The 13,169-nt window shown below is 69.8% G+C and carries 11 protein-coding genes; 4 read left to right on the forward strand and 7 right to left on the reverse strand.

Going from position 1 to position 13,169, the window contains the following annotated elements; genetic code table 11:
• Positions 1 to 373: 373 nt before the first annotated feature.
• Positions 374 to 709 (forward strand): hypothetical protein, encoded by a 336-nt coding sequence (locus tag MKK58_RS26325; protein WP_243915913.1) that lies wholly within the window; start codon positions 374 to 376, stop codon positions 707 to 709.
• A gap of 26 nt (positions 710 to 735) precedes the next feature.
• Here the strand turns inward: MKK58_RS26325 and MKK58_RS26330 are convergent, their stop codons facing one another.
• The 4 genes from MKK58_RS26330 to dctP all read right to left on the reverse strand — a co-directional run bounded on the left by MKK58_RS26330 (position 736) and on the right by dctP (position 4,929).
• Positions 736 to 1,713 carry a dienelactone hydrolase family protein gene (locus MKK58_RS26330; RefSeq protein WP_243915914.1) on the reverse strand — a complete coding sequence of 326 codons (978 nt, stop codon included), beginning with the start codon at positions 1,711 to 1,713 and terminating at the stop codon, positions 736 to 738.
• 104 nt (positions 1,714 to 1,817) lie between these two features.
• Complete coding sequence (locus MKK58_RS26335; protein ID WP_243915915.1) at positions 1,818 to 3,170, reverse strand: TRAP transporter large permease; 1,353 nt, start codon at positions 3,168 to 3,170, stop codon at positions 1,818 to 1,820.
• A complete protein-coding gene (locus tag MKK58_RS26340) occupies positions 3,167 to 3,913 on the reverse strand; it encodes a TRAP transporter small permease (RefSeq protein WP_243915916.1) in 747 nt (248 codons plus the stop codon). The genes MKK58_RS26335 and MKK58_RS26340 overlap by 4 nt, the downstream gene beginning before the upstream one ends.
• The gene (gene dctP, locus MKK58_RS26345; protein ID WP_243915918.1) at positions 3,910 to 4,929 is read right to left on the reverse strand and encodes a TRAP transporter substrate-binding protein DctP; all 1,020 of its coding nucleotides are present in this window, start codon (positions 4,927 to 4,929) and stop codon (positions 3,910 to 3,912) included. Before dctP ends, MKK58_RS26340 begins: the two co-directional genes overlap by 4 nt.
• 180 nt (positions 4,930 to 5,109) lie before the next feature.
• On the opposite strand from dctP, the gene MKK58_RS26350 reads away from it, so the two are divergent.
• Complete coding sequence (locus MKK58_RS26350) at positions 5,110 to 5,766, forward strand: GntR family transcriptional regulator (RefSeq protein ID WP_243915920.1); 657 nt, start codon at positions 5,110 to 5,112, stop codon at positions 5,764 to 5,766.
• A 145-nt stretch (positions 5,767 to 5,911) separates the two neighbouring features.
• Positions 5,912 to 7,588 (forward strand): methyl-accepting chemotaxis protein, encoded by a 1,677-nt coding sequence (locus tag MKK58_RS26355; protein WP_243915921.1) that lies wholly within the window; start codon positions 5,912 to 5,914, stop codon positions 7,586 to 7,588.
• A gap of 118 nt (positions 7,589 to 7,706) precedes the next feature.
• On the opposite strand, the gene MKK58_RS26360 is transcribed toward MKK58_RS26355, so the two are convergent.
• The 3 genes from MKK58_RS26360 to MKK58_RS26370 form a co-directional block, all read right to left on the reverse strand.
• Positions 7,707 to 8,402, reverse strand: coding sequence for a GntR family transcriptional regulator (locus MKK58_RS26360; protein WP_243915922.1), 696 nt, complete (start codon positions 8,400 to 8,402; stop codon positions 7,707 to 7,709).
• A gap of 105 nt (positions 8,403 to 8,507) precedes the next feature.
• The gene (gene zwf / locus MKK58_RS26365; protein ID WP_243915923.1) at positions 8,508 to 9,986 is read right to left on the reverse strand and encodes a glucose-6-phosphate dehydrogenase; all 1,479 of its coding nucleotides are present in this window, start codon (positions 9,984 to 9,986) and stop codon (positions 8,508 to 8,510) included.
• Between the two features lie 182 nt (positions 9,987 to 10,168).
• Positions 10,169 to 11,014, reverse strand: coding sequence for an SDR family NAD(P)-dependent oxidoreductase (locus tag MKK58_RS26370; protein WP_243915924.1), 846 nt, complete (start codon positions 11,012 to 11,014; stop codon positions 10,169 to 10,171).
• A 128-nt stretch (positions 11,015 to 11,142) separates the two neighbouring features.
• Here MKK58_RS26370 and MKK58_RS26375 point away from each other — a divergent pair, with 128 nt between their 5' ends.
• Positions 11,143 to 12,864: a murein L,D-transpeptidase gene (locus MKK58_RS26375; RefSeq protein WP_243915926.1), complete on the forward strand. Its 1,722-nt coding sequence runs from the start codon at positions 11,143 to 11,145 to the stop codon at positions 12,862 to 12,864.
• Positions 12,865 to 13,169: the final 305 nt, after the last annotated feature.

The following is a 13,169-nucleotide window of genomic DNA, read 5'->3' on the forward strand; positions in this document are numbered from 1 at the left end:
CCGTGCTCAAAGGATTAAAGGCGCACATTTTCCAGTGATCCTGGCATCCTGGCATCCTGGCCTCCTGTGACACGCATGCCCCTCGGGCCGCCCTCGGCAGGGTCTGCGCCGCCGTCGACCCGGTCCGGATGCCAGGCTAAGGCTCGCACCGCCTCGCGCGAGGGCAAAGCCATGAGGTCCGGGCGCGCGGGAGCGGGCAGGCCCGCGACGGTCGAGGCGGCGGAAGGCGTCGGGATGCGGGGCGAGCGATGGCGATCTTTCGGCTGCCTTAGCTGACGAGCCGCTGCGTCAGGATGTATCCCGATCCCGGCTTCAGTGTCCCGCGCCGGTCGGTTACCACCGGCGCATTGGACAAAGCATGGCAGGAGGCCCGATGACGTCGCTGATGTTCTTGGTCCGTGGCCCGGACGGCGCGGTTTCGCATCGGATGGAGGCCACGAAGACCGGACGTGGCCTCCGCTTCACCTGCACCTGCGCGGAAGGCCGGGAGGGCGTGCATTGCGAGCACCGGATCGCCCTGCTCCTCGGCGACGCCTCGCACCTGGTGGAGGTCGACCGGGAGGCCGTCGCGGCCCTGGCGGCGCTGACCAAGGGCGCGCCGCTCCTGCACGCGGTCCAGCGTCTCGCCCAGGCGGAGGCGGCCGTGGCGGAGGCGCAGCACGATCTGGACCGCGCCCGGCAGGTCCTGGCGACCATCCTGGCGGGCTGAGTCCCCGCCCGCGCAGTTCTCCCGGATCAGCGTCCGAAGGCGGCGTCGAGATTGGTCAGGGTCGCGGCGAGCGCGGCGTCGCGCAGGGCGACGTCCGAGCCGATATGCGGCCCGGCCTCCACGCAGGCATCCGCGTAGGCGAAGGGCTTGCCCGTTTGGGTGTTGGCGATCACGCCCTCGGCCTCCTCGCGCAGGGCGCAGCCGCGCACGGTCTGAGCGCCGGCCGCGACCGTGGGGGTGGCCGGCCCGATCGGGTTGTCGAAGACGTGCTGCCCGGTCGGGTAGATCGTCATCGCCACGTCGCGACCCGCCGCCTTCAGACGCTCCACGTAGCCGGTGCAGAAGGCGGCCGGGTTGTAGTCGTCGGCGCCCCCGGCGAGGATACGGATCGGGCGCGCGGCGACCTCGGTGTCGCCGAGAAACGCGATGGAGCAGTCGGGATAGACCGGCAGGTACGCCGCCGGGCGGATGCCGGAGCGGTTCCAGGCCGCGTCGAAGCGGGCGAGGCTCGCGTAGAGCGCCGCCTGCCCGCCCCGCGAGAAGCCCATGATCGCCACGCGCTCGGGATCGACGCGGGGATGCCGGGCCAGGATCTCGAGGGCCCGGTAGATGTCGAGGATCAGGTTGGTACGCCCGACCAGGGCCTGATTGGTGTTGACCGAGGTGAGCCCCCGGCCGCTGAAGGCGTCGATGGCGAAGGTGGAATAGCCCTTCGCCCCCAGCATCCGCTGCCAGTACTCGATGTTCCCGCCGATGCCGCCGGAGCCGTGCACCAGGATCACGGTGGGCAGGCGCTCGGTGCCGGCCCGGGCGATCCGCAGGGTGCCCGCGAGGATGACGGGCTTGGCGCCCTCGCTCCGGCCGGTGAGGAATTGTGCGTCGGAGAGGGTCAGGCTCTCGAAGGGCCGGATCTCGACGCGGGGGGCGTAATCCGCGCCGGGATCGGCGTGGGCCGGACCCGTGAGGCAGGCGAGCGCGATCAGCCCGAACCGGAGGTGTCTCATGGTCGGCACTTCTTTCGCAGGTGGGGCACGTCTGTCGAAGGTCGGGAGAGGCGTCCGGCGTGCCGGCCCCCGCGCGGATGCGGGGGCCGGGACCTTCGGCGCGCTCAGCGCGTGGTCGGCAGGAGCCAGTTCGGCAGCCACATGGCGATGCCGGGCACGAGGCAGAGGATCAGGATCGCCACCGCCATCAGGATCACGAAGGGCAGCGTGCCCCAGATGATGTCCTTGAGCGGGATGTCGGGGGCGATGTTCTTGATGACGAAGATGTTGAGGCCCACCGGCGGGTGGATCAGGCCCATCTCCATGGTGATGGTCATCACCACGCCGAACCAGACGAGGTCGAACCCGGCCGCCTTCAGCGGCGGCAGGATGATCGGTGCCGTCATCAGGATGATCGAGACCGGCGGCAGGAAGAAGCCGAGCAGGATCACGAGACCGAGGATCGTCACCAGCAGCACCCAGGGCGAGAGCTGCATCGCCACGATCGCGGCCGCCGCCGATTGCGAGATGTGCAGGTAGCTCATCACGTAGGCGTAGAGGAGCGACATGCCGATGATGAGCATCAGCATGGTGGATTCCCGCAGGGTCGCGGTGAGGATCGGGCTGACGTCCTTCGGACGCCAGACGCCGTAGATCACCGCGATGAGGCCCAGCGCCAGGAGGCCGCCGAGGCCGGCCGTCTCGGACGGGGTGGCGTAGCCGCCGTAGAGCGCCACCATCACGCCGGTGAGCAGGATCACGAAGGGCAGCACGCGGGGCAGCGTCGAGAAGCGCTGGCGCATGCTGTAGGTGTCCTCCGCCAGGATGGCGGATTGCGTGCCCTTGCGCTCGTAAGCCGCCTTCGCGGCGGCGTACTCCGCGCGGAAGCGGTAGACCGACCAAGTCGCGAACAGGCCCACCAGCAGCAGGCCCGGGCCGATGCCGGCGAGGAACAGGCGCCCCAGGGACTGCTCTGCCGCCACCGCGTAGAGGATCATGGTGATCGAGGGTGGCAGCAGGATGCCCAGCGTGCCGCCCGCCGCGATGATGCCGGCGGCGAAGCCCGGCGAGTAGCCGCGCTTCCTCATCTCCGGGATGCCCGCCGAGCCGATGGCAGAGCAGGTGGCGGGCGAGGACCCCGCCATGGCGGCAAAGAGCGCGCAGGCGAAGACGTTGGCGATGCCGAGGCCCCCGGGGATGCGGTGCATCCAGGCATGCATGGCCGAGTAGAGGTCCTGGCCGGCCTTGGACCGCCCGATCGCCGCGCCCTTCAGGATGAAGAGCGGGATCGACAGCAGGGTGATCGAGGCCATCTCCTCGTAGACGTTCTGCGCCACCGTATCGAGGGAGGCGCCCGGCATGAAGAAATACATGAAGGCGAGCGCCACGAAGCCCAGCGCGAAGGCGATGGGGATGCCCGCCAGCATCGCGCTGAGCGTCGCGCCCGCGTAGAGGAAGCCGATGGCCGCGACGCTCATGGATGCCTCCCGGTGACCTTGGTGTTCGGCGTGACGTTGGCCGAGGACGTGTTTGCCAAGGGATCGCCGAGGGGCCGGGTCCCCTCCGGCGTGAGGCCGGGACGGCCTTGGCCATCCTGGGTCTGCGTGTCGCGGTTGAGATCGGCGCCGAGGCCGATCTTCGGGTTCGCCCAGCCGGCCTTCTCGGCGCCGTAGAGGATCTCCTCGGCGATCTGCAGGACGAACTGGACTCCGAGCAGCGTCATGCCGCCCGCCATGAGGATGTAGGGGATCCAGAGGGGCGGCCCCCAGCTCGACTGGGAGACCTGGCCGTCGACCCAGGCCTCGTGCAGCAGGGTCCAGCTCTTCCAGGCGAAGAAGGCCACGAACACGAAGCTGATGATGTCCGCCATCAGCAGGCGGGCGCGGTTGACCCGCGGCGACAGGAGGCCGGTGAGCGCCTCGATCGCCACGTGGCCGCGCTTGGACTGCACGGCGGCGGCCGAGAAGAAGGTGGCGCCGACGATGAGGAACACCGCCATCTCGTCCTGCCAATCGGTGGGCTCGTGCAGGACGTAGCGGATGACGACGCTGTAGCTGAGCACGAGGCAGGCACAGACCAGGGCGATGCCGCCCAGCAGCATGATGACGTGGTTGATGCGCTTCAGGGCGCGATCGATGGTGCCGAGGAGCCCCGGAACCCGGGGCTCTGCCTTGGTCTGCGTCTCGGCGGCGGCCGAAGCCGCGTCGAAGGCGTGGCTCACGACACCTGCTCCGCCAGCTTGAGGAGCTCGGCGCAACCGGCCGACTTGCCGGCGAAGTCCTTCCAGGCGGTGTCCTTGGCGATGTCGCGCCACTGGCCGAGGGTCTTCTCGTCGAGGTTCTGGACCTTGGCGCCGGCCTTGGCGAAGATCTCCTCGACCTTGGTGTCGTCCGCCTTGGCGCCGGACTGCCCGAACGGCTCGAGCTCGGCGCCGATGGCCATGATCAGATCCTGCTGGTCCTTGGGCAGGCGATCGAAGGCGAGCTTCGACATCATGATGGGCTCCAGCATGAACCAGTAGGAGCGCTCGCGGCCCGAGGTCAGGGCCTTGCCCAGCTCCTCCAGCCGGAACGAGATCAGGCTGGTGGACGAGGTGATGACCGCGTCGCAGGCCCCCGTCTGCATGGCGGCGTAGGATTCGCTGGAAGGGATCGACAGGGTGGCGGCACCCGCCTGCTTCATCATCAGGTCCATCTCGCGCGACCCACCCCGGACCTTGAGGCCCTTGGCGTCGGACGGCGCGTAGAGGGGGCGCTCGCGGCTGGCGACGCCGCCCGCCTGCCAGACCCACGAGACGAGGACGATGCCCTTCGATTCCAGGATCTCGGTGAGCTTGCGGCCGACGGGCGCCTTCTTCCAGGCGATGGCCTGCTCGTAGGAGCTGACCAGGGCCGGCATCAGGCCGATGTTCAGCTCCGGCACCTCGCCGCCGGCATAGGGCGAGGGATAGAGCGAGAGGTCGAGGGCACCCTTGCGCATGGCCGCGAACTGGGCGTTCGTCTTCATCAGCGACGAGCCGGGATAGACCTGCACCTCGAGGGCGCCCTTGGAGCGCTCGGCCAGCGCCATCGCGAACTTGCGGCACATCCGATCGCGAAAGTCGCCCTCCTCAAGGGTTCCGCCGGGGAATTGGTGCGAGAGCTTCAGGGTGGTGGCCGCCCGGGCACGCGAGCCAAGGGATAGGATGGCGGGGGCGGCGAGGCCGCCGGCGACGAGGGCACGGCGTGTCAGCATCATGGCGCGTCTCTCCCTGGGCCGTGGCTCGGCCGTTCCGTTTTGCAGCGCAGCATTTATACTGCAATGCGCCTTCATTATACATGAAACGATGTCTTGTATATTTTGTCAACGCAGATGAATAATGAATGCCGCCGGATTTTCGCGAATCGGTGGGATTAAACCGAGCCGGGATCCCAGCGCATGACTCAGTCGCGCCGCCTCAGGCAGACCATCGAGACCGAGATCGTGGATGGGCGCCTCGCCCTCGGCGCGCGCCTCGACGAGACCGAACTCGCCGAGCGCTTCGGGGTCTCGCGCACGCCCATCCGCGAGGCCCTGCTGCAGCTGGCGATGACCGGCCTCGTGGAGATCAAGCCCCGGCGGGGCGCCATCGTCAGCGCGCCCGATCCGCAACACCTGATCGCGATGTTCGAGACGATGGCGGAGATCGAGGCGTCGTGCGGGCGCCTGGCGACGCGCCGCCTCGTGCCGGACGACGAGGCCGCCCTGAAGGCGGCGCTCTCCGCCTGCGCGACCTCGGCCGCGGCCGGCGATCCCGAGACGTATTACGCCGAGAACTACATCTTCCACACGGTGGTCTACCGGGCCTGCCGGAACGGTTTCCTGGAGGAGCAGGCGCGCCAGCTGCATCGCCGGCTCGCGCCCTTCCGGCGCCTCCAGCTCCGCGCCCGCAACCGCCTCGGCCAGTCGCTGGTCGAGCACGAGGCCATCGTCGCCGCCATCGTGTCGGGTGACGAAGCGGGTGCCTCCGACCTGCTGCGCGCCCACGTCATCGTCCAGGGCGACCGCTTCTCCGACCTCGTGGCGGGCCTGCGTTCGATCAACGCCGCCGCCTGACAGTCGGCGGGATCGCCCGCCCGAATCGCACGAAGAAGATGCACTGCAACTCAGGGTTGTCTTTAGGAATCGTGTAAGTCAATCTTAAAAGGCGCGGCATTAAACGGGAGGCCCACGTTCTCGTCTCGCGGTCACCGGCCTTCCCATGCGCTTCTCTCTCAAGTCGACACTGATCGGCCTCTTCGGTCTGCTGGCGATCATCACGGCGGGACAGGGCCTGCTTTCCCTGTCGAAGATGGATACCATCGGCGACCGCATGGCGGTCCTGTCCGACAATGCACTCCCCTCCGTCGATGCCGCGCACGCGATGAACGCCCTGGTGATGCGGATCCGCCTCTGGCAGTTCCGCTACGTCGTCGCCGACACCGCCGAGGAGCGGGCCAACAGCGTCGCCCAGACCGCGACGCTGGCCAAGGATCTTGAGGGCCGGCGCGTCGCCTACAAGGCCCTGGTGAGCTCGCCCGAGGAAGGCGCTCTCTACGACGAGGTCAGCGCCAAGCTCGCCCTGATGGGCCAGGACTGGAGCCGGCTTCAGGCCATCGACCCGGCCCGGCGCGACGAGGTCCTGACCCTGTTCCGGGGGCCGATGAACGCCAACTACCTCGCCACCAGCGGCACCATGCGCAAGCTCGTCACCCTCAACGGCGAGGCCGGCGAGGCCGCTAAGGCGGCGGCGCGCGACGCGCACGCGAGCGCCGTGCGCACGACCCAGATCATGCTCGGGCTCTCGGTGCTGATGGCGCTCGCCGCCATGGCCTACACGATCCGGGGCATCACCCGGCCCCTGAGCGCGATGACGGAGGCCATGCGGCGCGTGGCGGACGGCGATGCGCAGGCCGAGATCCCGAGCGTCGGCCGCCAGGACGAGATCGGCGCCATGGCCGACACCCTCGACACCTTCCGCGCCAACCTCCTGCGCAGCCGCGCCCTGGAGGAGGAGACCCGCCTCGCGCGCGCCGGCGCCGAGGCGCAGCGCAAGGCCGCGATGCGCGCGATGGCCGACGGTTTCGAGGGCGCCGTCGGCGGCATCCTCGGCCGGGTCACGGCGGCCTCGGCCCAGCTGCGCGCCACCGCGCAGAGCATGGCCGGCACCGCCTCCGAGACGGCGAGCCAATCCAGCACCGTCGCGGCGGCGGCGGACCAGGCCGCGGCCAATGTCGGCATGGTGGCGGCGGCGGCCGAGGAACTCGGCGCCTCGGTGCAGGAGATCGGACGTCAGGTCGACGGCTCGACCCAGCTCGCCCAGCGCGCGGTGGACGAGGCGGCGCGCACCGCGACGCAGGTGCAGGAGCTAAGTGCGGCCGCCGCACGCATCGGCGACGTCGTGGCGATGATCGCGTCGATCGCGGGCCAGACCAACCTGCTGGCGCTGAATGCCACCATCGAGGCGGCGCGCGCCGGAGAGGCCGGGCGCGGCTTCGCGGTGGTTGCGGCGGAAGTGAAGGAACTCGCCAACCAGACGGCGCGGGCCACCGAGGAGATCAGCGGCCAGATCGGCCGCATCCAGGGCTCGACGGGTCAGGCCGTCACCGCGATCGAGACCATCAGCGGCCGCATCCGCGAGATCAGCGCTGTGGCGACCTCGATCGCGGCGGCCGTCGAGGAACAGGGCGCGGCGACGCAGGAGATCGTGCGCAACGTCAGCGAGGCCGCCACCGGCACCGGTGAGGTCACGGCCAACATTGCGGGCGTCGCCGGAGCGGCCGAGGCGACGGGGGCCGCCGCCTCCCAGGTCCTGTCGTCGGCCTCCGAACTTTCGGCGGAATCCGAGCACCTCGCTCGGGAAATGGCGCGCTTCCTCGGAACGGTCCGGGCCGCCTGACGCCGCCTCCGGAGCGGGTCGGCGGCGACGGGACAGTCATCGCCGACGTCCAGTCCTTCCGATCATCGAGCCGGCCCAGTCTCAAAGGCGGGGGTGCGCGGGGACCGTGTGCTCCGGCTCAGGCCGCCGGAGCCGCCTCGCGGTCGGAGGTCCCAAAATTCTCGGCGATCACGGGCGTGCGCGCGCGGATATGGACCCGCATGAGGCGGGCCAGCGCCTCGCCGTCGCGGGCGCGCAGCAGGGCGATCATCTGCTCGTGCTCGGACACGGATTGCTCCCACTGTTGCGCAGTCTGATGCACCGCGTAGCGCGAGCGCTGGATGCGCCCCGACAGGCTGTCGTAGATGCCCGCCAGGGTGGCGTTCCGGCTCGCCCGCATGATGGCCTCGTGGATCGCGCGGTTGAGGGCGAAGTACAGCGCCTCATCACCGGCCTTCCAGGCCCCCACCATGGCATCGTGGTCGCGGCAGATGCCCTCGATCTCCCCGTCGGTGATGATGCGGCAGGCGAGGTCGGCGGCGGTCGCCTCCAGGCCGGCGATGACCTCGATCATCTCCTCGATCTCGGATTGCGACAGGCTGGCGACCCGGGCGCCCCGATTGGGCAGCAGTTCGAGCAGCCCCTCCGTGGCGAGGATCTTGATGGCCTCGCGCAGGGGGGTGCGCGAGATGCCGAAGCGCTCGGTCAACTCGCTCTCGTTGACCCGCGCGCGCGGCTCGAGCTCACCGGACCGGATGAGATCCCGCATCCGGTCGACGACTTCATCGTGCAGGTAGCGTCGGTTGATGCCGAGGCCCGTCTCGATCTTGTTCATGGGTCCGCGACGTCTGGAAGCAAAAGGAACAATACTCCCCCTGGTAATCCGCAGACTGCGGCCTGTCGAGGGAGTCTGGAATTATACCTCGCCTTTCGCACTTGGTCATCGGATCTCTTCGTGCCAGGTGCGTCCGTCGCGCTCGATCAGCGCGATGGCGGCGGTAGGGCCCCAGCTGCCGGCCGCGTAGGGGCGCGGCGGCTCGGGTCGGTCAGCCCAGGCCTTAAGGAGGGAATCGGCCCAGGCCCAGGCCACCTCGACCTCGTCGCGGCGCATGAACAGGGTGGCGTTGCCGCGCACCACATCCATGAGCAGGCGCTCGTAGGCGTCGGGGTAGCGCTGCTTGAAGGTCTCCTCGAAGGAGATGTCGAGGTTGGTGGGCCGCAGGCGCATGCCGCCGGGACCCGGGTCCTTGGTCATGACCTCGAGCTTGATCCCCTCCTCCGGCTGGAGCCGGATGACGAGGCGGTTGGGCTCGCGCCCGAAGGATTCGGCCGGGAAGATCGAGAACGGCGAGGCGCGGAACTGCACCACGATCTCGGAGAGCTTCTGGGGCAGGCGCTTGCCGGTGCGCAGGTAGAACGGCACCCCCGCCCAGCGCCAGGACTGCACCTCGAGCTTCAGGGCGACGAAGGTCTCGGTCCGGCTGTCGGCCTCGTTGCCGAGGTCGGCCCGGTAGCCTGCCACCGGCTGGCCCGCCACGGCACCGGCCGCGTACTGCCCGCGCACCGTCACGCTCTGCACGTCGTGCGGGGTGATGGGCTTGAGGGCCCGCAGGACCTTCAGCTTCTCGTCGCGCACCGAGTTCGCGTCCAGCGAGAGCGGGCTTTCCATCGCCATCAGGCAGAGGAGCTGCAGCATGTGGTTCTGCACCATGTCGCGCAGCGCACCCGAGGTGTCGTAGTAGCCCGCGCGCCCCTCGACGCCCACGGTCTCGCCCACGGTGATCTGGACGTGGTCGATCACGTCCGCCGTCCAGAGCCGCTCGAAGATGGTGTTGGCAAAGCGAAGGGCCAGCAGGTTCTGCACCGTTTCCTTGCCGAGATAGTGGTCGATGCGGAAGATCTGCTCTTCCGGAAACACCTTGCCGACGGCGTCGTTGATGGCGCGGGCCGATTTCAAGTCCTTGCCGATGGGCTTTTCCAGCACGACGCGGGACTTCTCGCCGATCAAGCCGTGCTTGGCGAGGTTCTCGCAGATCGAGCCGTAGAGGTCGGGCGAGGTGGCGAGATAGTAGGGCCGGACCTGGTCCGGGCGCTCGGCGAGCTTGGCGGCGAGATTCTCCCAGCCGTCGTCGCCGGCTCCGTCCACCGCGACGTAATCGAGATGGTCGAGGAAGGCGGCGAGCTTGTCCTCGACCACGTCGCCGGCCGGCACGAAGCGCTTGACCGCGTCGCGCGCCCGCTCGCGGAACGCCTCGGCACTCATCTCCGAGCGCGAGGCGCCGATGATCCGGCTCGTGCCCGGGATCTGCCCGTCCTTGAAGCGGTAGTACAGGGCCGGCAGCAGCTTGCGCGTGGTCAGGTCGCCGGTGGCGCCGAACACGACGCAATCGAAGGAGGCGACGGGGATGATGGTGGCCAAGGGCGGCTCCCGTTCGGTTTGCAAGCACAGGCTACGAAGATTCGCGACTGCTGTTTCGACTCGCCGGCCCCGCTATGCAAGGCGTTCGCCATGTGAGCGGCGTGTGGGACGGCACGCCGCTTCCCGGCGGTCCCGCACCTCACCCCGCCGAAATCCTTGCCCCCGCGAGACAGGGCTCGGTGTCAGCCGGGGCTGAACACTTTGAACGCCTCGGCGTGATCGGGGTGCCAGCGCGAGAGCGCCGGGCGGTTCTCGATGATGTCGCCGGCCGCCCAAGCGATGCGCTTCGCGTCGTCGGCGCGGGTGGTCTCGTTGTCTGGGCACAGGATGTAGAAGTCGCCCCGCGCCAGTCCGTCCAAGAGGAACGCCACTGTCTCGTCGGGCGTCCAGGCGCCCTCGGGCTTCGCCGCGACGCCGCGCGCTTTCGTCAGGCCCGTATAGACGAAGCCCGGAATGAGCAGGTGGACGCTCAACGGCACGCCCGCCCGCCCGCGCAGGTCGTGCGCCAGCGCCTCCGTCACCGCCTTCACGCCCGCCTTCGAGACGTTGTAGGGCGTGTTGCCCGGCGGCGTGGTGATGCCCTGCTTCGAGCCCGTGACCACGATGGCGCCGGGCTGCCCGCCCGCGATCATGGCCGGCGCGAAGGCCTGGATGCCGTTGATGACGCCCCAGAGGTTGGTGTCGAGGATGCGCGCCCAGGTCTCAGGCTCCGAGAAGAGCCGGCCTCCGGCCTCGATCCCGGCATTCAACATCACCACGGCGGGCGGGCCATCGGCACAGGCCGCATCGCGCAGGGCCGCGATGTCCTCGGGGCGCCGGACATCCGTGGCGAGCGCCCGGACGGGAGCGTCCCCGGCGACGGCCGCGACCTCCACGCGGGCGGCGTCCAGCGCCTCGCCGGGCAGATCGGCGAGCCAGACCGTCAGCCCTTCGGCGGCGAAGCGCTTGGCCGCCGCCAACCCGATCCCGCTCGCCGCGCCGGTGACGACGGCGGTCCGCCCCGCCTGAAGTGCCGGATGCATGGTCATGGCCTCTCCCTTCGCGCTCTGCGCGCAAGCAGAGTTAGGGCGCCCTGTGGACCACGTCAGGCCGGGACAGGAGATTGGTAACCCTCCGTGCGCATGGTTGGGGAGACACCACACGCGCGAGATCCGTGATGTATTGGCGCCACAGTGCCGACCTTCTCAAGCCGCTCACGCCCCGCGCAGCCCTGCGTGCCGGCCTGTCCTCCGTGGCGCTCCTCCTCGCCCTCGGTGCCACCGCCATGGGCCAGCAGGTCCCCACGAGGGCGAGCGAGACTCCGGCCAGGACAGCGGAGCCCCCGGCCAGGACGGTGCAGGAGGCGCCCGCCAGGGCGACCGTGGAGAACCCCGCCAGGGCGCCCGACGCTCCCGCACGGCCGAAGGTCGAGGCCCTGGTGGCCGCGCCGGCGGCGACACCGGCCGTCCAGGCGATCGTGCCAGGAAGAGGCGACGCGCCGCCGCCCGTGAAGAAGTCGCGGGAGCTGCCGCCGCTGGTGGTGGCACGGGTCTCCGCCGATCCGGTCCCGACGCTCAGCCCCTCCACCTTCCTCGAGACCCTGCGCATGGCCGACCGTTACCAGGCCATGGCTGATGCCGGCGGCTGGCCGGCGCTGCCCGTCGACCTCGTGATCAAGCCCGGCGCCAGCCACCCGGCGATCCCGGCCCTGCGCAAGCACCTGATCCTGGTGGGCGACCTGGCGCCCGAGGCCATGGCGGGCGATCAGCTCGACGCGACCCTCGTCGCGGCGATCAAATCCTTCCAGGCCCGGCACGGCCTGCCCGAGACCGGGCTGATCGGCCGGCAGACCGTGGCGGCCCTCAACGTGCCGGCGGCGACCCGCCAGCGCCAGCTCGCCGCCTCAGCCGCGCGCCAGATCGGCTCGAACTTCGCCTATGGCGACCGCTACGTGGTGGTGAACATCCCCTCAGCCACCGTGGAGGCCGTGGACCACGGCGTGGTGGTGCGCCGCTACGTGGCGGTGGTGGGCAAGCCCGACAAGGCGACGCCCCGCATCGAGGCCCGCATCACCGACGTGAACCTCAACCCGACCTGGACCCTGCCGGTCTCCATCATCAAGAAGGAGATCATCCCGAAGATGCGCAAGGACCCCGGCTATCTCGCCCGGGAGCGCATCCGCATCCTCGGCCCCGGCGGTGTGGAGGTCGACCCCACCGCCATCGATTGGTCGAGCGAGAAGGCGGCGAACTACACCCTGCGGCAGGATTCGGGCCTCGAGAACTCCCTCGGGCAGGTGCGCATCGACATGCCGAACAAACAGGCGGTCTACATGCACGACACGCCGTCGAAATCGCTCTTCGCCCGCGAAGTGCGGTTCCACTCGCATGGCTGCGTGCGCGTCGCGCAGGTGAAGGAACTCGCCGGCTGGCTGCTGGAAGGCACGCCCGGCCCCAACGGCGCCGGCTCGACCTGGGGCCCGATCGAAATCGAGACCAGCATCGCCACAAACGAGCGCCTTGACATCAAGCTCCCAAAGCAGATTCCCGTGACCTTCGTGTATCTCACCGGCTACGCCACTCCGGACGGCCGCGCCCATTTCCGCGACGACATCTACGGGATCGACAGCCCGGCGGTGCCGATGCGGGACGTGGCGACGACAGGCGCGATCACGCCAAAGGCGCCCGCTTCCCCGGCGATCCCGCCGAAGGCCGGCGGGACGGGAGGGGCAGCGATCAGGCCCGGTCCGACGCCTTCCGCGCCGGGCAGGCCCCAGGCTGCCAAGACTCAAGCGGGCAAGCCCGGAAGCGCCGGCCTCGCTCCCCCGAGGTCCCTGAATGCCGGGCCGGTTCCTCCGGGCCTGATTCCAGCCGGGGCGGCTCGGTCGGTCGTCGACTGAGGGCCTCGCGCCGGTCCCCGCGCCAGCCCCGACAGGGATGCGGCGGACGAAGGCCACCGCGCGTTCGCACGGGCAGACCCCTCCCGGAGATTCGGTGGGGCCGTCCCTCGGCACCAGCGCCGTGATGACCGAGGGACGACCGGATGGACGCCATCCGCCATCGTTCATACGGGCCGAAGCCGATGACCGGTCGTGGGTATCACGAGCGTCGAACCGCCCGGATCGCCAAGGACGATCTGTCTCCGGTGCCGGGACAGGTGCATGCCGCGCCTTCGGGCGCCCGATCGCATTCCTATTCGCGCGTG

It is taken from the genome of Methylobacterium sp. J-078 (assembly GCF_022829285.1).
Classification (GTDB): domain Bacteria; phylum Pseudomonadota; class Alphaproteobacteria; order Rhizobiales; family Beijerinckiaceae; genus Methylobacterium.